26 protein-coding genes are annotated in these 23,355 nt (G+C 61.8%); 8 read left to right on the forward strand and 18 right to left on the reverse strand.

What is annotated here, in order from left to right:
* Positions 1–6: 6 nt before the first annotated feature.
* Genes gshA through WIR04_RS17435 form a run of 4 tightly spaced genes read right to left on the reverse strand, consistent with a single transcriptional unit; the run spans position 7 to position 5,915 of the window.
* Positions 7–1,602: a glutamate--cysteine ligase gene (gshA, locus tag WIR04_RS17420; RefSeq protein ID WP_338888601.1), complete on the reverse strand. Its 1,596-nt coding sequence runs from the start codon at positions 1,600–1,602 to the stop codon at positions 7–9.
* A 60-nt stretch (positions 1,603–1,662) separates the two neighbouring features.
* Positions 1,663–4,476 (reverse strand): pitrilysin family protein, encoded by a 2,814-nt coding sequence (locus WIR04_RS17425; RefSeq protein WP_338888603.1) that lies wholly within the window; start codon positions 4,474–4,476, stop codon positions 1,663–1,665.
* Positions 4,477–4,503: 27 nt separating this feature from the next.
* Positions 4,504–4,941, reverse strand: coding sequence for a YqaA family protein (locus WIR04_RS17430; protein ID WP_338888605.1), 438 nt, complete (start codon positions 4,939–4,941; stop codon positions 4,504–4,506).
* A complete protein-coding gene (locus WIR04_RS17435; RefSeq protein WP_338888607.1) occupies positions 4,938–5,915 on the reverse strand; it encodes an NADP-dependent oxidoreductase in 978 nt (325 codons plus the stop codon). The genes WIR04_RS17430 and WIR04_RS17435 overlap by 4 nt, the downstream gene beginning before the upstream one ends.
* A 56-nt stretch (positions 5,916–5,971) precedes the next feature.
* Here WIR04_RS17435 and WIR04_RS17440 point away from each other — a divergent pair, with 56 nt between their 5' ends.
* Positions 5,972–6,139, forward strand: coding sequence for a hypothetical protein (locus WIR04_RS17440; protein WP_162472074.1), 168 nt, complete (start codon positions 5,972–5,974; stop codon positions 6,137–6,139).
* 45 nt (positions 6,140–6,184) lie between these two features.
* Here WIR04_RS17440 and WIR04_RS17445 read toward each other — a convergent pair whose 3' ends face one another.
* Positions 6,185–7,183, reverse strand: coding sequence for a Preprotein translocase subunit SecY (locus WIR04_RS17445; protein ID WP_162520010.1), 999 nt, complete (start codon positions 7,181–7,183; stop codon positions 6,185–6,187).
* A gap of 246 nt (positions 7,184–7,429) precedes the next feature.
* Here WIR04_RS17445 and WIR04_RS17450 point away from each other — a divergent pair, with 246 nt between their 5' ends.
* The 3 genes from WIR04_RS17450 (at position 7,430) to WIR04_RS17460 (ending at position 8,612) form a co-directional block, all read left to right on the forward strand.
* Positions 7,430–7,720, forward strand: coding sequence for a hypothetical protein (locus WIR04_RS17450; RefSeq protein WP_205643152.1), 291 nt, complete (start codon positions 7,430–7,432; stop codon positions 7,718–7,720).
* A 26-nt stretch (positions 7,721–7,746) separates the two neighbouring features.
* Positions 7,747–8,127 (forward strand): hypothetical protein, encoded by a 381-nt coding sequence (locus tag WIR04_RS17455; protein WP_338888613.1) that lies wholly within the window; start codon positions 7,747–7,749, stop codon positions 8,125–8,127.
* Between the two features lie 287 nt (positions 8,128–8,414).
* Positions 8,415–8,612 (forward strand): hypothetical protein, encoded by a 198-nt coding sequence (locus WIR04_RS17460; protein ID WP_338888615.1) that lies wholly within the window; start codon positions 8,415–8,417, stop codon positions 8,610–8,612.
* A gap of 16 nt (positions 8,613–8,628) precedes the next feature.
* On the opposite strand, the gene WIR04_RS17465 is transcribed toward WIR04_RS17460, so the two are convergent.
* From WIR04_RS17465 to rpsF, 4 genes are all read right to left on the reverse strand, one after another.
* A complete protein-coding gene (locus tag WIR04_RS17465) occupies positions 8,629–9,372 on the reverse strand; it encodes a ferredoxin--NADP reductase (protein ID WP_338888617.1) in 744 nt (247 codons plus the stop codon).
* 113 nt (positions 9,373–9,485) lie between these two features.
* Complete coding sequence (rplI, locus tag WIR04_RS17470; protein WP_005331773.1) at positions 9,486–9,932, reverse strand: 50S ribosomal protein L9; 447 nt, start codon at positions 9,930–9,932, stop codon at positions 9,486–9,488.
* A 49-nt stretch (positions 9,933–9,981) separates the two neighbouring features.
* Positions 9,982–10,212 (reverse strand): 30S ribosomal protein S18, encoded by a 231-nt coding sequence (gene rpsR, locus WIR04_RS17475; RefSeq protein WP_005313392.1) that lies wholly within the window; start codon positions 10,210–10,212, stop codon positions 9,982–9,984.
* A 32-nt stretch (positions 10,213–10,244) separates the two neighbouring features.
* On the reverse strand, positions 10,245–10,631 hold the full coding sequence (gene rpsF / locus WIR04_RS17480; RefSeq protein WP_005331771.1) for a 30S ribosomal protein S6: 387 nt from the start codon (positions 10,629–10,631) through the stop codon (positions 10,245–10,247).
* A 236-nt stretch (positions 10,632–10,867) separates the two neighbouring features.
* Between rpsF and WIR04_RS17485 the strand changes: the two genes are divergently transcribed.
* Complete coding sequence (locus WIR04_RS17485) at positions 10,868–12,091, forward strand: Nramp family divalent metal transporter (protein ID WP_338888620.1); 1,224 nt, start codon at positions 10,868–10,870, stop codon at positions 12,089–12,091.
* A 113-nt stretch (positions 12,092–12,204) separates the two neighbouring features.
* Entirely contained in the window at positions 12,205–13,053 is an 849-nt protein-coding gene (locus tag WIR04_RS17490; RefSeq protein ID WP_338888622.1) for a hypothetical protein, read from the forward strand.
* Positions 13,054–13,080: 27 nt separating this feature from the next.
* Here WIR04_RS17490 and WIR04_RS17495 read toward each other — a convergent pair whose 3' ends face one another.
* From WIR04_RS17495 to rnr, 5 genes are all read right to left on the reverse strand, one after another.
* On the reverse strand, positions 13,081–13,917 hold the full coding sequence (locus WIR04_RS17495; protein WP_338888623.1) for a DMT family transporter: 837 nt from the start codon (positions 13,915–13,917) through the stop codon (positions 13,081–13,083).
* 182 nt (positions 13,918–14,099) lie between these two features.
* On the reverse strand, positions 14,100–14,555 hold the full coding sequence (locus WIR04_RS17500) for a GNAT family N-acetyltransferase (RefSeq protein ID WP_338888625.1): 456 nt from the start codon (positions 14,553–14,555) through the stop codon (positions 14,100–14,102).
* 56 nt (positions 14,556–14,611) lie between these two features.
* On the reverse strand, positions 14,612–15,178 hold the full coding sequence (locus WIR04_RS17505; protein ID WP_338892624.1) for a Crp/Fnr family transcriptional regulator: 567 nt from the start codon (positions 15,176–15,178) through the stop codon (positions 14,612–14,614).
* 10 nt (positions 15,179–15,188) lie between these two features.
* On the reverse strand, positions 15,189–15,938 hold the full coding sequence (gene rlmB / locus WIR04_RS17510; protein ID WP_163147455.1) for a 23S rRNA (guanosine(2251)-2'-O)-methyltransferase RlmB: 750 nt from the start codon (positions 15,936–15,938) through the stop codon (positions 15,189–15,191).
* Complete coding sequence (gene rnr / locus WIR04_RS17515) at positions 15,935–18,328, reverse strand: ribonuclease R (RefSeq protein ID WP_338888628.1); 2,394 nt, start codon at positions 18,326–18,328, stop codon at positions 15,935–15,937. The genes rlmB and rnr overlap by 4 nt, the downstream gene beginning before the upstream one ends.
* 133 nt (positions 18,329–18,461) lie before the next feature.
* Between rnr and WIR04_RS17520 the strand changes: the two genes are divergently transcribed.
* Positions 18,462–19,484 carry a GGDEF domain-containing protein gene (locus WIR04_RS17520; RefSeq protein WP_025325725.1) on the forward strand — a complete coding sequence of 341 codons (1,023 nt, stop codon included), beginning with the start codon at positions 18,462–18,464 and terminating at the stop codon, positions 19,482–19,484.
* Positions 19,485–19,546: 62 nt separating this feature from the next.
* Here the strand turns inward: WIR04_RS17520 and luxS are convergent, their stop codons facing one another.
* The 4 genes from luxS to WIR04_RS17540 form a co-directional block, all read right to left on the reverse strand.
* Positions 19,547–20,056: an S-ribosylhomocysteine lyase gene (luxS, locus tag WIR04_RS17525; RefSeq protein WP_017782209.1), complete on the reverse strand. Its 510-nt coding sequence runs from the start codon at positions 20,054–20,056 to the stop codon at positions 19,547–19,549.
* Positions 20,057–20,073: 17 nt separating this feature from the next.
* Positions 20,074–20,667 (reverse strand): transglycosylase SLT domain-containing protein, encoded by a 594-nt coding sequence (locus WIR04_RS17530; protein WP_163149504.1) that lies wholly within the window; start codon positions 20,665–20,667, stop codon positions 20,074–20,076.
* A gap of 61 nt (positions 20,668–20,728) precedes the next feature.
* Positions 20,729–21,067, reverse strand: coding sequence for a nitrogen regulatory protein P-II (glnB, locus tag WIR04_RS17535; protein WP_025325723.1), 339 nt, complete (start codon positions 21,065–21,067; stop codon positions 20,729–20,731).
* 9 nt (positions 21,068–21,076) lie between these two features.
* On the reverse strand, positions 21,077–22,699 hold the full coding sequence (locus WIR04_RS17540; protein ID WP_338888634.1) for an NAD+ synthase: 1,623 nt from the start codon (positions 22,697–22,699) through the stop codon (positions 21,077–21,079).
* A gap of 138 nt (positions 22,700–22,837) precedes the next feature.
* On the opposite strand from WIR04_RS17540, the gene WIR04_RS17545 reads away from it, so the two are divergent.
* The gene (locus WIR04_RS17545) at positions 22,838–23,347 is read left to right on the forward strand and encodes a GspH/FimT family pseudopilin (protein WP_338888636.1); all 510 of its coding nucleotides are present in this window, start codon (positions 22,838–22,840) and stop codon (positions 23,345–23,347) included.
* The last annotated feature ends 8 nt before the right edge of the window (positions 23,348–23,355 follow it).

Consider the following 23,355-nt stretch of genomic DNA (forward strand, 5'->3'; position numbering starts at 1 on the left):
AAACCCTCAGCTGGTCTGCCGGGTACCGAAGTAGTCGGCGAGGAAGTCATCGAACGAGAGGCTGTCACCGCGCTCCCGCTCCCGCTGCTTGGCCAGGGAGTCCCGCGCCTCACCGGCGAAGTAGGCCTCATCCCAGTACTGCAGCTCACCGCTCAGCATCTCTTCCCGGTAACGGCTCGCCAGGGCGTCCCCGAAGCAGCCGTTGTCCTGGCCGCTTTCCAGCAACTGCTTGAGCAGGCGGGCGGAGTAGGTCAGCTCGGGGTTGAGCAGCTTCTCGCGGTGCATGGCCAGGGTTTCCCGGTAGCGGTTGCGACCACAGCAGCGATCCAGCAGCTCGGCGACCTGGGCCAGCTCGTCGAACAGCTTGAGCCCGTACTCCTTGAGGCCGATGGCATTGCCCTGCTCGTCTTCCAGCTCGAGGCCGGGGCGGCGCCCTTCCAGCACCACCTTGTTCTGGTTGCGACGGTTGCGGGCAATCTCCTCGTCACCCAGCACGGGAGACGGGCGCAGCAGGCACCAGACCAGGAACAGATCGAAGAAGCGGATCTGATCCACCTCTATGCCGAACGGCGTGAAGGGATTGACGTCCACGGTGCGCAGCTCTATGTATTCGATGCCGCGCTGCTCCAGCGCATCCGAGGGCTTCTCGCCGCTGCGCGGGGTGCGCTTGGGCCGGATCGGGGCGTACAGCTCGTTCTCCAGCTGCAGCACGTTGTCGTTGAGCTGACGGTACTCGCCGTTCACCTTGACCCCTATCTTGGCGAACTCGGGATCATGGGTATTAATGGCGCGGCGCAGGCTGCTCACGTAAGCGGGCAGGTTGTCGTGGCTGATCTTGAGCCCCGCCTGGGCGCTGTTGGTGTAACCGAGATCGGACAGGCGCAGGGCGGTGGCATAGGGCAGATAGAGGGTCCCCTTGCCGGTCTTCTGGAACGGCAGGCTGCTCTTGCGCCCCTTGAGGAAGGAGTCGCAGATGGCCGGGGAGGCGCCGAACAGATAGGGCACCAGCCAGCCGAAGCGATAGACGTTGCGGATCAGTCCCATGTACTTGTCGGAGATGAAGCGCTGGCTGCAGCACCCCTCGCCCACCAGATCCTGCCACTCGCACCAGAAGCTGTCCGGCATGGAGAAGTTGAAGTGCACCCCGGCGATCACCTGCATCAGGCTGCCGTAACGGTTCTTCAAGCCCTGGCGATAGAGGGTCTTCATCCGCCCAATGTTGGAACTGCCGTACTGGGCCAGGCGGATGCTCTCCTCGTCGCCGACGAAGCAGGGCATGGAGAGAGGCCAGATCCGCTCATCCCCCAGATGGTGAATGGCGTGGCGATGGATGTCGCCAAGCTGCTCGATCAGGCTCTCGATGGAGTCGGTCGCCGGGGTGATGAACTCCAGCAGGCTCTCGGAGTAGTCGGTGGTGATGTTGGCATGGGTCAGGGCCGACCCCAGGCCTCTGGGGTGATCGGTCTGGGCCAGGGTCCCTTCCGGGGTGATGCGCAGACATTCACGTTCGATCCCGCGCCGGATCCCCTTGAGGGCGGCCACCCGATCAGGGGTGCCCAGCGCGGTCAGCAACTCGGTGAGCGACAAGCTAGTAGTAGTCATATTCACGGCTCATGTATGGCCGCCCCACCTGGGGCGGCGCTCATTTTTTTGCAACGCCCCTCAGGGCAGTTGCAGCGGATAGATGGGAAGATGAAGCTCGCTCAAGGGTTTTTCAAGCTTTTGCTTGTCCCCCACCACCACAATCACCATCTCGGCCGGATCGAGCCAGCGTGCCGCACTGGCCTTTAGCGCCTCAGGCGACACCGTTTTGATCAGCTGGTTCTGGGCCTGCACATAGTCCGGCTTCAGCCCATACATGATCATCTGCAGCAGGAAGCCCGCCTTCTGACCGAGGGTCTCGTAGGAGAGCGCATCCTGCTGGGAAACGGCGCTGCGCATGTAGGCCAGCTCCACCGGCGTCGGGCCGCTCGCCCGGTAGCCATCCATCTCCTTGAGGAACTGGCGGATGGCATCCGCGGTGGCATCGGTGCGCACGTTGGCGCCGGTGGCGAAGATGCCGGCCTCGCGGTTCGCCTGGAAGCCCGAGCTGGCACCATAGGTGTAGCCCTTGTCTTCCCGCAGGTTGAGGTTGATGCGGCTGTTGAAGTTGCCCCCCAGGTTGAAGTTCATCAGGTTGGCGACGAAGTAGTCCCCGGTGGTGTCAAACGGCATGGCACGGCGGCCGATGCGGATCACCGACTGGGGCGCCCCCGGCTTGTCCACCAGGTAGATGCCCGGCTTGGCCTGCTCGCCCTTGAGCTTGAGATCCCCCAGAGTCGGGACAGGCCCCTTCCACTGGGTGAGGAAGCCAAGCTGCTGTTCGACCTGTTGCTGGGTCACATCCCCGGTCACCACCACCTTGGCATTGGTCGGGTTGTAGTAGGCGTGATAGAAGCGCTTCACGTCCGCCAGGGTCAGCTTCTCGACGTCGGTCAGCACCCCGTCGGTCGGCTGCCCGAGGCGGTTCTGCTTGCCATAGACCAGCTCACGGAACGCCTGCCCCGCCAGCCACTCGGGCTGCTGCTCGCTCTGCTTCATGCCTTGCAGCATCTGCGCCTTGAGCCGCTCGAAGTCCGCCTCCCGCAGGCCGGGTTGCAGCAGCACCTCGCGCACCAGTGCCAGCGTCTGGGGCAGCTTGTCGGTCAGGCTGCTGATGGTGATGAGGTTGTTGTACTGGGCGGTAGAGACGCTGATGCTGGCGCCGAGCTTTTGCAGCTCGTCGCTGAGTTCGGCCTCGGAGAGGCGCGCCGTCCCCTGTCCCAGCATGGCAGCGGTGAGACTGGCCAGCCCCAGCTCGCCCTTGCCCTCGGCCCGGATGCCGCCCGGCAGGGCGATCATGATGGAGACGGCCGGGATCTCGTCACTCTGGGTGCCGATGATCTCGATGCCCTTGTCCAGCTTGCCATGCCAGATGGCCGGCACCTTGACGCTGACCGCTTCCGCCGTCTTGGGCTGCACGCTGCGGTCGAAGCTGTCCTTGACCGGGCGCAGGGCCAGCGGCTCCCCATGCTGGCTGTAATCCGGCAGCTCGCGCTTGGCCGGTGTGAAGTTAGGCGTGCCCGCCTGCCACTGGGTCTTGCCCTTGGGCACCACGCTCAACACCACCGAGGGCTTGTTCGCGATGAACTTGTCGTAGGCCGCCTTGACCTGCTGGGCGTTCACCTGACCTATGGCATCCAGATTCTTGAACACATAGTTGGGGTCCTGGGCCAGCACCTGGCCCATGGCGAGCTGGCTCACCTTGCCGGACACGCTGTCCAGCCCCCAGATGGCCGAGGCGCGATAGCTGCTGATGGCCTTCTCCAGATCCTCTGGCTTGATGCCGCGACCGGCAAACTCGCCGATCACCTTGTCCACTTCCCCCTTGAGGGTCTTGAGGCTGCCATCCACCGCCGGGTTCGGATAGGCGTAGACCGCCAGGGTACAGGCCAGCTCCTCGCAGGAGTGAGACGCCCCCACCTCGATGGCCTTGCCGGTCTTGACCAGGGACTGATAGAGCATTGAGCTGGCGGAGCCGCCGAGCACGTCGGCAAAGATGTCCAGCGCCGGCTCCTGGGGGTCGCCGAGGGCGACGGTCGGATAGCTGATGTAGAGCAGCGGCAGGTGCACCTTGTCTTCCAGCGTCACATAGCGGGTCTCGGGCAGGGTCGCAGGCTCCGGCGTCGGCTCGGCCACCTCGGGGCCACGGGGGATGGGGCCGAAGTACTGCTCAATCCAGGCCAGCGCCTGCTTGGTGTCGAAATCGCCGCCCAGGGTGAGGGTGGCGTTGTTCGGACCATACCAGCGCAGGAAGAACTGCTTGAGGTCATTCACATCGACCCTGTCCAGATCCTCCACATAGCCGATGGGCTGCCAGGAGTAGGGATGGGTGCGTGGGTAGAGCGCCTCCCCCACCTTCTCGCTCAGCAGGCCGTAGGGCTGGTTGTCGATGCGCTGGGCCCGCTCGTTCTTGACGGTGGCGCGCTGGATCTCGAACTTCTTCTGGCTCACCGCATCGAGCAGGAAGCCCATGCGATCCGCCTCCAGCCAGAGCACCTTCTCCAGCTGGTTGGCCGGTACCGTCTCGAAATAGTTGGTTCTGTCCTTGTTGGTGGTGCCGTTCATCTCGCCACCGGCCTCGTTGATGATCCGCATGTGCTCCTGATCGCCAACGTGTTTGGAGCCCTGGAACATCATGTGCTCGAAGAAGTGGGCAAACCCCGACTTGCCGACCGTTTCGCGGGACGATCCCACGTGATAGGTGACATCCAGGTGTACCAGAGGGTCAGACTTATCCGGCGCCAGGATCACGGTCAGGCCGTTGTCCAGCTTGTACATCTGATAGGGAATGCCGAGCTTGCCTTCCTGCTTGACCTGCTCGGACACCAGGGTGGGCGCTGCCAGTGCGGGCAGGGAAAACCCCAGGAGAATGCTTAATGGAATGAGTTTGTTCACGGTTACCTCGTGAGTGACAAGAATGGGCTAGAAGATCTGGCTGGCCAGCAGAAACACCAGGGCATAACGAAACAATTTGCCGAGCCCGATCAGGATGAGAGAGCGCCAGAAGGAGAAGCGAAGCCAACCGGCCAGCAGGCAGAGGCCATCGCCAATCACCGGCGTCCAGGCGAGCAGCAGGCACCAGTGACCATGTTGTTTGAGCCAGGTGAGCGCCTTTTGTTCCCCACGGCCTTGAAAATCTTCCGGTTTTTTCTTCGATGTGGCGAGTCGGCCGAGCCACCAGGTGGTCATGGAGCCGAGGGTGTTGCCCAGCGTCGCCCAGATCAGCAGGCTGGCCATGCTCCACTCTCCCCGGGTGGCCATGGCCCCCAGCAGCACTTCCGAGCTGCCGGGCAGCAGGGTGGCCGAGGTGAAGGCGCTCAGAAACAGCCAGCCCAGCCCCATCTCGGCAATGTCGTTCATCCGGGCTGGCCGTCGGCGGCAGGCATGCGCAGCAGCAGCTTGCCCCGCACATGGCCGCCCTCGATGGCGCTATGAGCCAGCGCCCCTTCCCCCAATGGGTACTCGCCGGAGATGGTGATATGCACATCGCCCTGACGCAGCAGCATCAGCACCTGGGTCAGCTGCTTCTGATCAGGGTGGACCAGCATGCCGAGCACCTCTATGCCCGCCTCGGCCCCCGCCTCCTTGAGCTGCTGGGCCGTGATGGTGGGCACAGTCACCAGGCGGCCACCCGGTTTGACGCAGGCCAGCGCCGCCTTGCCGCTCTCTCCGCCCACCAGATCCAGCACCAGATCCACCGGGCCACCGGCCGCCACCACCTGTGAAGGCCAGTCGGCGTCGTGGTAATCCACCATCTGGCTGGCCCCGAGTCCGTGCAGGAAGCTGTGGTTGTCAGGCCCTGCCGTGACCACGACCTGGGCACCGTAGGCGGCGGCAAACTGCACCGCCAGATGGCCCACGCCACCGGCACCGGCCAGGATCAGCACCCGCTGCCCGCTCTTGAGGGCACCGTGTTCGAACAGTCCCTGCCAGGCGGTGAGGCCTGCCAGGGGCAGTGCCGCCCCTTGCTTGAGGCTGACCCCGTCGAGCTTGACCAGCTCGTCTTCGCGCGCCACCACAGACTCCCCATAGCCACCGGCCGTCAGGGGAAAGCCCACCATGCCGCACACCTTATCCCCTTCCACCAGGGTGGTGACGTTGGGGCCGACCTTCTCCACCACGCCGGAGACGTCATAACCCGGGGTCCAGGGCAGCTTGTCCTTGTTCTGGGCCGCCGCCCAGCCAAGGCCGGCGCGGGTCTTGGCATCTATGGGGTTGACCCCCGCAAAGCAGATGCGCACCCGCACTTCCCCTTCCGCAGGCACCTTGTCTAGGGAGGGGTTGAGCCGAAGTACCGAGGGGTCGCCGAATGCGGTAATCTGTAGCTGCGTCATTGCACAATCCATCCTGTTGATTGATCAAGGATCAACAGAATAACAGCGAGGACACCATGGCTCGAATGTTTCTTATTCCTCTGTTGCTGGCCCTGGGGTGGTGGGCGTTTCTGCTCTACTTCCGCATCCCACTCAAGCAGGGGGCCAAGGGGTTTTACTGGATCATCGGCATAGGTGGAGGGCTCGCCGCCTTCTTCAGCCTGATGATGGTGCTCACCCACTGACGCCGCCTGCGGCAACAAAAAGGCCACCCTGAGGTGGCCCGGATCTCAACCCGCTTGCGAACTGAGGTGGTAGTGGCGATTGCTGCCCTGCCCCAGTACCCCCTCTGCCAGCAGATGGTGGAACACACGGTCCACCTCTTCCAGCGAAAGGGAGAGGGCCTCTGCCACCTTGCGCTTGCTGCACTTGAGCTCGCCGCTCTCCAGCGCGCTGCGCACCTGGGCCACCACGGCCGGTGCGGGCTCGGGTCTGCTCACCACCATGGGCGCGGCGGCGGCTGATTCGATCTGGCGCGCCTCGGCCTGCTCCCGCGCCCTCAGCCACTGCCATTGACGGCGGAAGCGGTTCTCCTCGCCGATCAGGCTGACGAAAAAGGCACCGAACGCATCCAGCAACACCGAGAGGAAGCAGACCAGCAGGAACTGCACCTGGCTGATGCTCATGCCCACCCCGTCCGCCAGGCTGCTCATCAACCCCAGCATGGAGGACTGTTCATTGACAGGCTTGGCGTCGCGCTCCTGACGCAGCTCATCCTGCTTCAGCCTGAGCCGGGTGTTGGCCTGCTGCAATCCGCTCACGCCGCTGGAGATCCGCGCCATCTCTATGTACTTGCGCGCCGCCTCCTCGTTGAGCTGGATCTGCCGCTCTATGCTGGCGATCTGCTCGTCGAAACGGGCTATCTCCCGCTCGTGGCGAGCCTGCTGGCTCAGGATGGTGTTGGTGGCGCTGTTGATGCCGCCTATGCTGCCACCGATGGAGATGGCGGCCAGCACGCTGTAAAACAGCAGTGACCAGAAGGCACCGCCGAGATCCCGGCGCGCCTTGCACTCCCCATACTCGTACCAGACATAGAACTTGCCCAGCTCGAAGATGATGGCCAGGCCGCCAAACAGCCACTTCATCAGCGGGTTGTCGTCGATGGAGAGAAACAGCAGCAGGGAGAAGACGATGGAGGCCAGAATGGCCAACCCGGTAAAACTGTACACCGTGGTCAGTGCGAACCAGCCCTTGGGATAGCGCAATGCGGCAGGAGCCTGTGTGGTCATGATGAAGAGGGAGTGCCGTGCAGGAAAAGTTGGCTGCCGATTATAGTCACCGGGCGGTCGGAGAGAAGGGCAAATACTTGAATTCCTTCATATGGATAACCAGCTGTCCATAGTGCGACCAAAACGGACAAATCGGCAGCAGAAAACCGCTACAATCCACCTCAGACTTGAAGGGCATGTTTCGTTGTGCCCGGGTTCAGCCCGGCGCGCTACACTGACTCCCTATTGCCATTATCCGAGGCCATCATGAACAGAACGACTACGCTGCTGCTCTCCCTTCTTCTGGTTGCCGGCACCTCAACCTCATCGGTCCAGGCTCAGGAGCAGGGAAATCAAACTTTCTCCGTTGACGAGCTCACCTTCAAACTGGACTGGAATGACACCCAGTTTGACTGGTCACAGACCGGCTGCCTCGATCTGGGGGTCGGTGAGGAGACCTCTCCCGATTGCAAGGGCGTGAAGCTCAACCTGGACGACGAGGCACTCCGCAACCAGCCTCCCAGCAGCAACCAGATCCCGACCAGCCAGGAAGAGTGACCCGTCACTCCAGGAGCATCTCTGATATGAAAGATCCCAAGCACAGCACCATGATAAACCGCAGCGCCCTGCTGCTCTCTCTGTTGATGGCCCAGGGCGTCGCCTTTGCGGCCCCTCCCTCCAAGAACAACGACGACGTCAGGATCTCCACCGACCGAGGCCAGATCAGCCTGGATTGGGACGACAAGGAGTATGGCTGGTGGCAGGACAACTGCCTGAATGTCAGCACCCGCAGCAGCAGTATCAAGCTCAACTGTGACAACATGGATGGCAAATATCGCGACCACTACAACCGCAGCATCCACAGCGGCAACAACCCGGGCAAAGGCCACGACAAGAACGACTGGGACAATAATGGCAACGGGAAAAACAAGGATAAAGGAAACGGAAAAGGCAAAAACAAGTGATGGTTCAGGGGCTCCGACCCCTGAATGCGGCCGCTGGTACAGGCAGTGGCCGCCATATTCTACGCTCGCGGCTCCAGAGCACCGGGAACAGGCGACAGCCACTCTCCCTGCCAAGGCTCGATGGAACACCTTGATACCCTTGGCAAAACAGTATGAACTGCGCCATTTAAAGCACGTTCACCGCTCATTCCCCACCAAATCCACACCATGATGCCAAGACACCGTTCCGCCCCGGTTAAGGCTGGCGACGATAGACTGCCTCTCCTCCAGCCGTCATCGAGGCCATCATGCGCAATAGCATCTCCCATCTGCTCGCCCGGTTACTGAACAGCGGCGCCGCATTTGAAGCCCCTCTTGCCCGGCGCAGCGCCGCCCAGGATCCCGGCTCCCACCAGGACGCACAAGGAGCGAGACGGCCGCCACAGGGCAATAACTCCTGCGCCGAGAGTTCTGGCAAGCACGACGGTGACAAGGTCGGCCGCTGACCACCCCTGCTGGCATCTACCAGTAATTTTCCACGCTGATGTTGCCGGGGGCCCGGCGCAGGTTCTTGGCAAGACCCAGATCCAGCAGGGTTAGCTGCGTCTCCTTCACCATGGCGGGATTGCCACAGATCATCACCTGGCTATGCTCGGCCGAGAAGGCGAGCCCGACCCTGGCCTGCAGCTCGCCGCTGGCAATGGCCGCCGGGATCCGACCGGGCAGCGCACCGGGCCAGGGTTCGCGGCTGACGAAGGGTACATAGTGAAAACGGGGTCCATACTGCTCGACCAGGCTGGTAATCAGGCCCTGATAGGTGAGCTCCTCCCCCTTGCGCACCCCCTGTACCAGCACCAGATTCTCGAAACGCTCGAATGCCTCCCCCTCCGCCAGTATGGCGAGGAAGGGGCCTATGGCCGTGCCGGTGGAGAGCAGCCAGAGATCCCGCCCCGGCGGGAGCTCGTCCAGGGTCAGGAAACCCGTGGCCTGGGACTGAACCAGCAAGGCCTCGCCCGGTTGCAAGGCTCCGAGGGAGGGTGTCAGTTCGCCGTCCGGGATCTCCACCAGATAGAATTCGTGATAGGGGGCTGAGGGGGGATTGACGAAGGAATAAGCGCGCTGGATCCGCTGCTCGCCCCGTTGCAGGGCCAGCTTGGTAAATTGCCCCGCCTTGTAGGGGGCGAGATCCGCCGCTATGCGCAAGGAAAACAGGGTGGGCGTCCACTCGATGCGCTCGAGTACCCGACCTTCGACCCAGGCTGCCATACAGGTTCTCCTCCAAAGGAACAGAACCTCACTCTACCCCTTGATCCCCTCTTGATTCAAAAAGAAAAAAACCCGCGCATGTGCGCGGGTTTTTTCTGCAAAGCGAATCGCTATTACAGAGCAACAACCTGGATCTGTACGGTTGCCTTGACGTCAGCGTGCAGCTGAACAACAACTTCGTACTCGCCGGTGTTACGCAGAACGTTGCCCATACGGACTTCGCTCTTGGCAACGGCGACGCCGGCAGCAGTGATGGCTTCAGCCACGTCACGGGTACCGATGGAACCGAACAGCTTGCCTTCGTCGCCAGACTTGGAGGCGATGACAACGGCAGCCAGTTCACCCAGCTTGGCAGCGCGCTCTTCAGCGGCAGCTTTACCGGCAGCCAGTTTGGCTTCCAGTTCAGCACGGCGAGCATCGAAGGTCTCGATGTTGGCCTTGGTAGCCATAACGGCTTTGCCTTGCGGGATCAGATAGTTACGGGCGTAGCCAGCTTTAACAGCGACTTGATCACCCAGACCGCCCAGTTTGGCGATTTTGTCGAGCAGGATAACTTGCATTACCTTTCCTCTATAAAAGTTGAGTTAGGCTTAAGTGCCGGACCGATTCTTACTTGTTGTGCAGATCGGTGTACGGCAGCAGAGCCAGGTAACGAGCACGCTTGATGGCGCGTGCCAGCTGACGCTGATACTTGGCGCGGGTACCGGTGATACGGCTCGGTACGATCTTGCCAGATTCAGTGACGTAGTTTTTCAGAGTAACGATATCTTTGTAGTCGATCTCGGTAACGTTCTCGGCGGTGAAGCGGCAGAACTTACGACGACGGAAATAACGTGCCATGGCCTTTATCCTCTAATGCGGTGATCTAAGAATTACTCTTCGGAAGACGCTTCAACAGCATCTTCGCGGCGCTCGTCGTCACGACGGGTGAAGCGCTCTTCCTTGGCCTTGGCCATCGGAGAAACTTCAGTCACGGCGTGCTTGGTGCGCATGATCATGTTGCGGATAACGGCATCGTTGAAGCGGAAGTTGGTTTCCAGTTCGTCGATAACGGCCTGCTCAGCTTCTACGTTCATCAGAACATAGTGAGCCTTGTGCAGCTTGTCGATCGGGTAAGCCAGTTGACGACGGCCCCAATCTTCCAGGCGATGAATGGTGCCACCAGCGGTGGTGATAGCGCCGGTGTAACGCTCGATCATGCCAGGTACTTGCTCGCTCTGGTCCGGATGAACCATGAAGACGATTTCGTAATGACGCATTTTAGCTCCTTACGGATTAATTCAGCCTCCGCCCAGGTGCAGCCAGACCTCGGAGGCAAGGAACATAGTGGTGTTTTGACGCTGCTTTCTAGGGCGGCGTATTGTACGAAATCACCTCTCCTACTGCAACTGGCGTCGACAGATGTTTTTGTCGATGACCTTGATGCAAAACTTCAATTGATAACAATTATCATTTAGATCTATGCTATCTCCATGCTCTTATGGAGGGTGACACCATGCAACCCGCATTGACCACGGCCATCCCGGCCCGCAAATTCAAGCTGACCCTGCTTGGCCCCGCCTTCATCGCCGCCATCGGCTACATAGATCCGGGCAACTTCGCCACCAACATCCAGGCCGGCTCCACCTTCGGTTATCAACTGCTGTGGGTGGTGGTCTGGGCCAACCTGATGGCCATGGTGGTGCAGACCCTCTCCGCCAAGCTCGGCATAGTCACCGGAAAGAATCTGGCGGAGCACATCCGGGACAAATTACCCAAACCGGCAGTCTGGGCCTACTGGGTACAGGCGGAGATCATCGCCATGGCCACGGATCTGGCCGAATTCATCGGGGCGGCGGTGGGCTTCAAGTTGCTATTCGGGGTGACGCTGCTGGAAGGGGCCTGCATCACGGCCGTGGTCACCTGGGGCATTCTCATGCTGCAATCCCGCGGCCAGAAGCCGCTGGAGTTCGTAGTGGGGGGTCTGCTGCTGTTCGTGGCCGCCGCCTACATCGTCGAGCTGGTGTTCTCCCGCCCCCATCTGCCCAGCCTGCTGGAGGGCGCCCTCTTCCCCGGCCTGCCCAACGGCGATGCCGTCTATCTCGCCGCCGGCGTGCTGGGGGCGACAGTGATGCCCCACGTCATCTACCTCCACTCGGCACTGACCCAGCACACCCAGGATCAGGGAACCCTGTCCCAGCGACTGCACAGCACTCGGGTCGATGTGGCCATCGCCATGACCATAGCCGGCTTCGTCAACCTGGCCATGATGGCCATGGCCGCAGCCGCCTTCCACGGCATGGGTAATCAGCCCGTGGCGGAGCTGGAAACGGCCTACCAGACCCTCACTCCCTTGCTGGGCCAGGCTGCCGCCACCCTGTTCGGCCTGTCACTGGTGGCGTCCGGCATCTCCTCCACAGTGGTCGGGACCCTGGCAGGCCAGGTGGTGATGCAGGGCTTCGTGCGCTTCACCATACCGCTCTGGCTGCGCCGGGCCATCACCATGGCCCCCGCCTTCGTGGTGATCGCCATGGGGCTCAACACCACCGATATCCTGGTGCTGAGCCAGGTCATTCTGAGCTTTGGCATAGCGCTCGCGCTCATTCCGCTGCTGATCCTGACCGGTGATCGCGCCCTGATGGGAGAGCATCGCAACCATCCACTGACCCAGGCAGTCGGTCGCCTCATAGTAGCCCTGGTGATCGGCCTCAACGCCTATCTGCTGGTCACCATGATCTAGTGCTCACCCCGCCATCTTCGGGCCGACTCGTTAACAGAGGTTAATGAGCCGGCCCCCGCTTTGGCGTATGCTGCCGCTTTCTCTTCTCTTTTTCTCGTTGCGGGAGCCTTGCCATGGAACATACCCGAGTCAGCTTCGTGCTGGGCCATCATCAGGAACAGGCCTGCGTCGTCTATTGCCAGCAGGGGCAACCCAGCCTGCTGGTCACCGACCTCACCCCCTTCCACCCCCAGAGCCACCTCTGGCCCGATCAACCGGGGGATGTGGGCACTGTGCGCTGGGATGGCGACGAGGCGGCCGTGGGTCCCTGCCGGATGGGGGCCATCAGCCCGGAAGGCAGGCTGTTCGTGGATCAGGATATTCCGGTCAAGCGGGGCGCCGAGGGCTGGACCTTCGTGGTGGTGCATCCCCTGGCTGGCGGCCACCTCCCGACCCTTGGCAGCCGGGTGGAGCTGCAGGTGGACAAGGATGCCCGCCATGCCCTGAGCCTGGGCCACAGCGGCTGCCATCTGGTAGCGCTGGCCCTCAACCGGGCGCTCGTCCCTTACTGGCGCAAGGAGGTGAGCGAGCGCGACGCGCTGGATCAACCCGACTTCGACCGCCTCGCCATCCAGCGCTCGCGAGTCGAGCCCATGGGCTCCCGGGAGCAATACCGCATCGGCAAGAGCCTGCGCAAGAAGGGGGTCAACGGCGAGGCACTGCTGGCGGATCTGGCGCTGATAGAAGAAAAGGTCAACCGGCAACTCGCCGACTGGCTGGCTGCGGGGGGCGAGATCCGCCGCTCGCGAGCTGGCGAGGCCATCATCGACTCTCGTTACTGGCACTGCACCCTGGAAGGGCAAGAGCTGACCATCCCCTGCGGCGGTACCCATGCCGGCACTCTGGCGGAGCTGGGTCAGGTCAGGGTGCGGCTCGCCCCCGCAGAGGAGGGGTTCAGCCTGCTCTCCGAAGTCACCCCCTGAGTCAACGACCGACCCGGCTTCGCCTCATCAGCCAAGCCGGATCAACAGTATGCCGCAGAGGATCACCAAGGCCGCCATCAGCCTGACCCGCCCCAGCCGCTCCCCCAGCCAGAGCCAGGAGAGCAGCACGGCAAACAGCACGCTGCTCTCACGCAGCGCCGCCACCAGCCCGATGGGGGCCCGGGTCATGGCCCAGATGACGATCCCATAGGCGAGCAGCGAGAGGGCGCCGCCCAGAGCGCCCGAGTACCACTCGGTCCGGGTCAGGCTGCGCAAGGCGGTGCGGCTCTGCCATCTCATCAGCAGTGGCATCACCAGGGCCGTCAGGGTAAAGAGCCAGAGGGTGTAGCGTACCGGCTCCCCAGCCGAGCGGGCCCCGATCCCGTCAGACAGGGTATAGGCGGCGGTAAACAGCGCCGTGATCAACACGGCGCACAGGGCCGCAGGCGCCAGTCTAATGCCACCGCGCCAGGCCATCAACAAGACCCCGCCCACCAGCACCAGGGCCCCCGCCACAGCCACGACACCGGGCACCTCCCCCAGCAGCAAGGCACCGAGCAGCAGCGTCACCAGGGGGGCGCTGCCACGGGCCAGCGGATAGATCTGGCCAAACTCCCCCAAGCGGTAGGCCCGGCCGAGAAAGAGGCAATAGCCGCAGTGCAACAGGATGGAGAGCGCCAACCAGGGGTATTCGACCGGGGCCGGCCATCCTACCAGCGGCAGGAAAGGCAGGGAGAAGAGGCCAGAGCAGAGAGAGACCAGCAGCACGCTGACACGCCCCTCGGCCTGACGCTTGGCCAGCGCATTCCACAGGGCGTGCAGCAAGGCGGCCAGCAAGATGGCCGCGAAGATAGAGAGGGTCACGACGGGGTTCCAGTCAACAAGGGAATGAGATCATACCCGTTTGCGTCGCAGCAATGTGGGAGCCAGCTCATGCCAGCCCGCTATCCCCCTCGCAACCTTGCGGGTCAAGCCGGCCCGCTAGGCCTAAGTGGGAGGTATCCTCTTTCAGGAAGCCAGCTTATGACTGCGACCAGCACTGAGGGTCAGCCCGGCAGCTTGCGCATGCCGATGTGGGGAATGTCGTCCTCCACATAACCCTCCCCTTCCGGCGCGAAACCGTGCTGACCATAGAAGCCCTGCAGGTGAGCCTGGGCACCGAGCCAGATGCTGTGCGTCGGCCAGCGGGCCGTGCAGGCTGTCACCGCCTCGCCGATCAAGCTGTGACCCAGACCACCCCCTCTCGACCGGGGGGAGGTGACCACCCGGCCTATGGCGGCGCCACTGTCGTCACCTATGCCGGGGGCCATGATCCTGGCATAGGCCGCCAGATGCTCTCCCTCATAGCCCTGCAGATGCCAGACCCCCTCACGGCGATCCAGCCCATCCAGATCCAGGAAGGGGCAAGTCTGCTCCACCACGAACACTTCGGCCCGCAGGGCTAGCAACTCGTACAACTCGTCCGTAGTCAACTCGGACCAGGCCTTGAGACTCCAGTTCATCGGCAACTCCTTATCGATTAGGCCCGCCAGCATAGGTGAGCGCAGTCAGGGCGGCATTAACCTTGGTTAAGACTCTTCAGCCGTTTGCGAATGCGGCTCAGGCTGATAGGGGTGATGCCCAGATAGGCGGCGATCTGGTGATCCGGCACCCTGGCGTCCAGTGCGGGAAAGCATTGCAGGAAGTGCTGATAGCGGGCCTGGGGGCTCTCGGTCAGCAGCAATAGCTCCTTCTCCTCCTTGATGCGCAACTGCACCTCCAGCAGGTGCTGATACCAGGCAGGCCAGCAGGAGAGCTGGCGCAGGTCGGCCAGCTGGAACAGCTGCAACCGGCAGGGCTCCAGCGCCTCCACGCTGTAGCGGGCGGGTTCGCCACTGAGCAGGTGATGGAAGCCGAGAAACTCGTCCCCCTCCCAGTAGAACTCCTTGACGTACTCACGCCCATCCGCCAGCACCACCTTGGCCCGTAGCAACCCCTGCTCCACCCTGACCAGCAGATCCGGGCTGTCGCCAGCGTGCCAGAGACAGGTTTTTGGGGCCAGCCGCAAGGGCCGGGCAAAAGAGAGGAGGCGCTTGGCCTCCTGCTCATCTGTGGCCCTGTCCCGGAAAAAGGGAGGCCTGTCCATCATCACGGCGTTAGCTGCGGCGCTGACGCACGGCTTCGAACAGGCAGACGCCGCTCGCCACCGAGACGTTGAGGCTGGATACCGCCCCTGCCATCGGGATGCTCACCAGTTCGTCGCAATGTTCGCGAGTCAGGCGACGCATCCCCTTGCCCTCGGCGCCCATCACCAGCGCCATGGGGCCGGTCAGCTTGGCCTGATAGAGGTCGTGGTCTGCCTCGCCGGCGGTGCCGACTATCCAGACACCGCGCTCCTGCAGCTCGCGCAGGGTGCGCGCCAGGTTGGTGACCTGAATGAGCGGCACCACTTCGGCGGCGCCACAGGCGACCTTGCGCACTATGGAGGTCAGGCCCGTGGCCTTGTCCCGCGGCACTATCACCGCATGGACCCCTGCCGCATCGGCGCTGCGCAGGCAGGCGCCGAGGTTGTGCGGGTCAGTCACCCCATCGAGCACCAGCAGGAAGGGCTGGGCTTGTCGCGAGGCCAGGCCGTCCAGCAGGCTAGCCAGATCGTGCTCGGCCAGCTTGGGCGCCTCTATCACCTTGGCCATGATGCCCTGGTGATTGTTGCCTTCCGCCTTGTCATCCAGGGTCTTGCGGTTCACGCTCTGCACCTTGATGCCGAGGGATTCCAGCTCGGTCAGCAAGGGTTGCAGCCGGTCGTCATCACGGCCCTTGAGGGCCCATACCTCGATGAAACGCTCCGGGGTGCGCTCAAGCAGCGCGGATACAGCGTGAATGCCGTATATCAGTTCTGTACTCATTTAGTGCTCTTGGTCTTGTCGCGAGCCTTCTTGCTCGGTCGTCTGTTGCTGGGCTTGGCACGGCCACCCTTGTCGGATTTGCCGATCTCCTTGCCCTCTTTGCGTTTCTCGTGGCGCTGGGCGCTCTTGGCCTTCTCTTTCTTGATCTCGGCCTGCTTGCGCGCCATCTCCTTGGCGTTCTTGCCGGTGGCCTGGAGCGGCTCTTCCACCATTACGAAGTCGATCTTGCGATCGTCCAGGTTCACGCCCATCACCTTGACGCGCACCTTGTCACCCAGACGGTAGCGACGGCGGAAGTTCTCGCCGATCAGCTGCATGTGCAGGGGATCGAACTGGTAGTAGTCGTTGGTGAGGGTGCTGACGTGCACCAGACCGTCGATGTGGATATCCGCCAGGCGAACGAAGAAGCCGAAACCGGTGACACTGGCGATGACGCCGTCGAAGTCGTCACCCACGTGATCCAGCATGTACTCGCACTTGAGCCAGTCGGCCACGTCGCGGGTCGCATCGTCGGCACGGCGCTCGGTCATGGAGCAGTGCTCGCCCATGGGATCCACTTCTTCCAGCTGGTAGTGGTAACCACCGCTCGGAGTCCACTTGTGGCGCAGGTTGCCCTGCTGCTCCTTGGCCGTCTGGTACTTGATGGCGCGGTGCAGAATGAGGTCAGGGTAACGACGGATCGGCGAAGTGAAGTGGGCGTAAGACTTCAGCGCCAGACCGAAGTGACCTATGTTGTCGGCCTGATAGACCGCCTGGCGCATGGAGCGCAGCAACATGGTGGAGAGCAGCTCCGCATCCGGGCGCCCTTCAAACTTGGCGGCCAGCTCGGCGAAGTCCTTCGGCTCGGGCTCGAGGCCCCCCTTGAGCTCCAGGCCCAGTTCGGCCAGGAAGTCGCGGAAACCGGTCAGGCGCTCTTCGCCCGGGCGGTCGTGCACCCGGAACAGGGCAGAGGCTTCGTTCTTCTCGATGTAGCGGGCGGCCGCCACGTTCGCCTGGATCATGCACTCTTCGATGATCTTGTGGGCGTCGTTGCGCACCAGCGGCACTATCTGGTCGATCTTGCGCTGGGCGTTGAAGATGAAGCGGGTCTCCTCGCTCTCGAACTCCACGGCGCCACGCTGGTGACGGGCGTGCTTGAGCGCCTTGTAGAGGTTGTTCAGCTCTTCGATGTGACCCACCAGCGGCTCGTACTGCTGACGCAGCTTGGGCTCGCCATCCAGGATCCCCGCCACCTTGCTGTAGGTCATGCGGGCATGGGAGTTCATCACTGCTTCGTAGAACTTGTAACCGGACATGCGGCCGGCGGCGGAGATGGTCATCTCGCACACCATGCAGAGGCGGTCAACCTGCGGGTTCAGAGAGCAGAGGCCGTTGGAGAGCACCTCCGGCAGCATGGGCACCACGAACTCGGGGAAGTAGACGGAGTTGCCGCGCTGATAGGCTTCGGCATCCAGTGCAGTACCGGGCTTCACATAGGCGGAGACGTCCGCGATGGCTACCCACAGGCGCCAGCCGCCACCACGCTTGGCTTCACAGAAGACGGCGTCATCGAAGTCGCGGGCATCTTCCCCGTCTATGGTGACCAGCGGCAGGGCGCGCAGATCGATGCGACCCTCTTTGGCCTTCTCCGGCACCTGCTCGCCCAGACCGGCAACCTCCTTGGTCACCTCTTCCGGCCAGGTGTGCGGGATGCCGTGGGTGCGCAGGGCGATCTCGATCTCCATACCAGGGGCCATGTTCTCGCCCAGCACGTCCAGCACTGTACCGACCGCATTGATGCGGGAGGTGGCGCGCTGGGTGATGCGAACGACGACCACCTGACTCTGGCGGGCCCCCTTGTTCTCCCCTTCCGGGATGATGATGTCCTGACCGATGCGGCTGTCATCCGGCACCACGAAGCCAACGCCGTTTTCGACGAAGTAGCGACCGACGATGTCAGCCTCGCGGGCCTTGAGCAGGCGCACCAGACGCGCTTCCTGACGACCCTTGCGGTCGATCTCGGTCGGCTGCACCAGCACGTAGTCGCCGTGCATCAGTCGCTGCATCTCGCGGTTGTTCAGGAAGAGATCCGATCCACCACCCTCGGGGCGCAGAAAACCGAATCCATCTTTGTGGCCGAGCACATAGCCTTTCACCAGATTCAGGCGATCCGGCAGGGCATAACATTGGTTGCGAGTGAATACCAGTTGCCCATCACGCTCCATGGCGCGCAGACGACGGCGCAAGGCTTCCAACGGCTCTTCGTCGGTCAGCTTGAGGACCTTGGCCAACTCTTCCCGGGACATGGGTTTTTCATGGCCCTTGATGAGTTCCAGCAGCATCTCGCGACTGGCGATGGGGTTATCGTATTTTTCGGCCTCGCGTTGGAGGAAAGGATCTTTTTGAGACATAAGCAGGCCTTAGGGTAGGTAGTAACGCAGACATTATATCGAAGGGGGGAGCTAATGGCATCCATCGACTGCCTTTTGCCCAATCTCTCTGTCATACTGGGCAAAGTTTGCAGGTATGTGAGACTCGGAACTCATGAGCAAGGACTCGTTCGCCCAATCGGCCGCCTATTTGAAACAGGCGGTCCCCCTGATGATCAAGTATCAAATCCCCACCACACCGAACAATTACCACCTCTGGTACAACTACGTCTCCGGCGCCATGCCCGAGCTGAACAACGCCGTCGATCATGCCATAAAACTGCAGGGCACCTTCTCCCTCACCACCTGTGAGCGTCTCTATCACCAGCATCTGGCCAGCCAGGACGAACAGCAGATGGAGGCCATGAAGCTCAATCTGGTCGCCATGGCCAACGAGCTCGGCCACTCCATGCAAGATGCGCTGGTCGACACCGGCCAGTTCCAGGCGATGCTCGACAAGAGCTTCGACAAGTTGAGCCTCATCGATGACGAGGGGCTGAGCCTGGACGACACCATGGCCATCTTGCGGGAGCTGGTGCGCGAGTCGCGGGACGTGCGCATGTCCACCCTGCACTTTCGCAACCAGCTAAGCAGCGCCGAGAAGGAGATCAAGGAGCTCAAGGCGGCGCTGAACGAGACGCGCAAGATGGCCACCGAGGACGCTCTCACTGCCCTGCTCAACCGCCGCGCCTTCGATCTGGAGATGGACAGCCTGATCCGCAACAAGCAGCCCTTCTCGTTGATCATGACCGACATCGATCGTTTCAAGAACTTCAACGACGAATATGGCCATTTGCTGGGGGATCAGGTGCTGCGCATCGTCGGCAAGCGGCTGCGGGAAGTCAGCAAGGAGGGCATCACTGCCTATCGGCTTGGGGGGGAAGAGTTTGCCCTGCTGGTGCCGGGCCGGGCTCTGGCACTGACCCGCCAGATGGCGGAGAGCCTGCGCCGGGTCATAGAGCGGATGTCGCTGCTGGATCGCAAATCGGGCCGGCGCATCGATCACATCACCGCCTCCTTCGGTGTGGGGGAATACAATGGCCAGGAGACGGCGGACGCCCTGATAGAGCGTACCGACAAGCTGCTCTACAAGGCCAAGGAGCTCGGTCGCAACCGGGTGATGCCGCTCCCCTCCTGAGCGCGTCAGACACAAAAAAAGGCCGGTCAATGACCGGCCTTTTTCATTGTTCCGCTGCTGGCTCAGAGGCTTTTCAGCTTCTCTTCCGGCAACGCCAGCTCATCGTTGTGGTTGACGCCGATGCCGCGCTCCAGCACGTGGCGGGCGATGGCATGAGCCTCTTCCAGGGAGTGCATGCTGTAGGTACCGCACTGGTATTCGTTCAGCTCGGGGATCTTTCCCTGCTCCTGCACTGTCAGCACATCGCTCATGGCAGCCTGCCAGGCCGCGCCCACGCGGGCCTCGTCCGGCGCGCCGATCAGGCTCATGTAGAAGCCGGTACGGCATCCCATGGGGGAGATGTCGATGATCTCGACCCCATTGCCATTGAGATGATCACGCATGAAACCGGCAAACAGATGCTCGAGGGTGTGGATGCCACGCTCGGAGAGGATCTCCTGGTTAGGCACGCAGAAGCGCAGATCGAACACGGTAATGGTGTCCTTGTTCGGGGTCTGCATGGTCTTGGCCACCCGGACTGCCGGGGCTGCCATGCGGGTATGGTCGACGGTAAAACTGTCCAATAACGGCATTTCTGACTCCTGATTGGTTACGAGAACCAGCCCCCGCTGGGGAGCCGATCCTTGCATTGTCGATACTGGGCGCCGTAGCGTTGAGCACGGGCCTCCACCTTGCGGGAGACCTTCATCAGCCACCCCTTGCTGCGGTAGCTGCCACGCCGGTAGCCACCCCAGCCTTCGTGATAGTTGAGATACTGGCCATAGGCATCCCACTTGGAGGTGCCGTTGAGCCGCTGTGCCTTGTTAGTGTACCAGCCCATGAAATCGATGGCGTCGGCGAAGTCGTCGCGATCGCTCCAGCCGTTGCCTGTCTCACGCTGGTAGTCGTCCCAAGTCTCATCCTTGACCTGGGCATAACCGTAAGCAGAGCTGGCACGCCCGGTCGGGATGAAGAGAAAGTATTGCATCGGCGGCTGGGCATCGTGCACGAAGGAGGACTCCTGATACATCATGGCCATCACCACATGCACCGGGGTCCCCCACTTCTCGTTCATCTTGAGAGCCGCCTTGTGCCACTCCGGCTTTTCCCGAAAGATCTGGCACAGGTTTTCCGGCTGGGCCGGTGGCCGGGAACTGCAAGCAGTCAGCGCCATCAGCAGGCCTGCCGCCACCACGAGACGCATCCCTGACATCAAGGGGCTTGCATCTTCGTGCTCTTGGTCGTTTCGAGGCACATCCATCACATCAAATCGCGTCTTCGTTCTCTTCGCCGGTACGGATGCGAATGACACGCTCCACCTCGCAGACGAAGATTTTGCCATCCCCGATCTTGCCGGTGCGGGCGGTGTTCTGGATCGCTTCCAGACAGGCGTCTAGCTCTTCGTCCTGCACCACCAGCTCTACTTTCACCTTGGGCAGGAAGTCGACCATGTACTCGGCACCGCGGTAGAGCTCGGTGTGGCCCTTCTGGCGGCCGAAGCCTTTGACTTCGGAGACCGTCATGCCGTTGATGCCGATCTCGGCCAGGGCTTCGCGCACATCGTCCAGCTTGAACGGTTTGATGATGGCTTCAATCTTCTTCATGGTGACTCCTTACCAGTTCTGTTTACCGAACCCGGACGTAATGGGGTAGCGGCGATCCTTACCAAAGTTGCGAGCCGTGATGCGGGGCCCGACGGCAGCCTGACGGCGCTTGTACTCGTTGAGATCCACCAGACGGATCACCTTGCGCACCACGGCTTCTTCGAAGCCCTCCGCCACCATGTCGGCGACCGAAGCGTCTTCTTCCACATAGCGCTTGAGGATGGCGTCCAGAATGTCGTAGGGAGGCAGGCTGTCCTGATCCACCTGATCCGGTGCCAGCTCTGCCGAAGGGGGACGATCGATGACTCGCTGCGGGATCACGTAATCGACCGAGTTGCGATATTCGCACAGCTTGAAGACCAGAGTCTTGGGGACATCTTTGAGCACGTCAAAGCCGCCCGCCATGTCACCATACAGGGTGGCATAACCGACCGCCATCTCGCTCTTGTTGCCGGTGGTCAATACGATGCGGCGACGCTTGTTGGAGAGTGCCATCAAGAGCACGCCACGGCAGCGAGCCTGCAGGTTCTCTTCGGTGGTATCCCGGGCCGTCCCTTCAAACAGCGGCGCCAGCTGGGTCATGAAACCTTCAAACATGGGCTCGATGGAGATGATGTTGAACTCGACCCCCATCCTTTCTGCCTGTTCCTTGGCATCTTCCACGCTCATCTGGGCTGTGTAGCGGAACGGCATCATCACCGCCTGCACCTTGTCCGCACCTATGGCATCGGCCGCGATGGCGAGCGTCAGGGCGGAGTCGATGCCACCGGAGAGGCCCAGCACTGCCCCCTGGAAGCCGTTCTTGGTGACGTAGTCATGCACCGCCAGCACCAGCGCCTGATAGGTCTCGGCCAGGGGCGCCAACTGCGCTGCAGGTTCCCGCTCTTTCAACGGCTGACCGTCGACAAAGCGCACCAGCGCCAGCTCTTCGGCAAAGGGGGCCAGCTTGTGAGTCAGCTCGCTCTGACCGTTGAACACCTTGGAACAACCATCGAAGATCAGTTCGTCCTGACCACAGACCTGATTGAGGTAAACCAGCGGCAAACCGGTCTGCTCGCAACGCTCGGCCATCAGCTCGCGGCGGATCCAGGGTTTTTCCTGATCATAAGGGGAGGCATTGATGGTGAGCAGCAGCTCGGCACCGGCCGCCTTTGCCGCGAGTGCCGGGCCCGGTTGCCACAGATCTTCGCAGATGAGCAGCCCCAACTGGTGGCCACGGAACAACACCACACAGGTATCGCTCGCCGCGGTGAAGTAACGCTTCTCGTCGAACACCCCGTAGTTGGGCAGATCCTGCTTGAAGTAGCGGGCGATGAGCTTGCCCTGCTCATAGAGGGAAGCTGCGTTGTAGAGCGCCTCTCCTTCACGCCAGGGGTGGCCCACCAGAATGGCACAACGACCCTGCCAGGCCGCGACACGAGCCAAAGCAGCCTCCACCCGTATCATCAGATCGCTGCGCAGCAGCAGATCCTCAGGCGGGTAGCCGGTCAGCGCCAGCTCGGAGCAGACCAGCAAATCGGCTCCTTGCTGGTCGGCCTCTGCGGCGGCAGCCAGCACCTTGTCACAGTTATCTTCGATGGCGCCTACCGTCAGATTTAACTGGGCAAGCATCAGAGAGAGGGCTTTTGCCATGGCGATGCATCTTGAATTCGAAAATGATGGGGAATGATAAAGAAAAGGCGCTGGCTGTGCCAGCTCAACACTTGGCCTTTGCGCTGGTGTTCTGGCTGCCTGGAGATAAGATGTAACTAATCGAGGGAGATATTTGCCATGATCAAGGATGTGAAAGGATTCACCCTGCTGGAACTGATGATAGCGGTCAGTCTCGGGGTCATCTTGCTCGGGATTGGGGCTCCGGCCATGTCGAGCCTGCTCAATGAGAATGCCTTGAAGTTTGAATCGCGTACTCTCTTGAAATATCTGCGCTTTGCCCGCAGCCAGGCCATCGACAACCAGCAATCAGTCACCGCCTGCCTGGCCAATGCCAGCGACAACTGCGTCACTGCCAACCCGACTCAGTTGCTGGTATTCGTCGATAATGATGCTCCGGCAGACAACATCCTGAATAACAGCGATCAATTTCTGGCCAGAACCGCTACATTTGCCGGAACACTGACAATCTCCAACAATCGGATTTCCACCACCTTCAGCCCGGATGGCACCAGCCTCGGCAGCAATGCCACTATCAGTCTCTGCAGCTCAGGCAATGCCCAAGTCAACTTGGTCATTGCCCAATCGGGACGCTCCAGCCAGTCAACCCAGGCCAACGTCTGCCCCTGAAAACGTCG

Source organism: Aeromonas rivipollensis (assembly GCF_037811135.1).
Classification (GTDB): Bacteria; Pseudomonadota; Gammaproteobacteria; order Enterobacterales; family Aeromonadaceae; genus Aeromonas; species Aeromonas rivipollensis.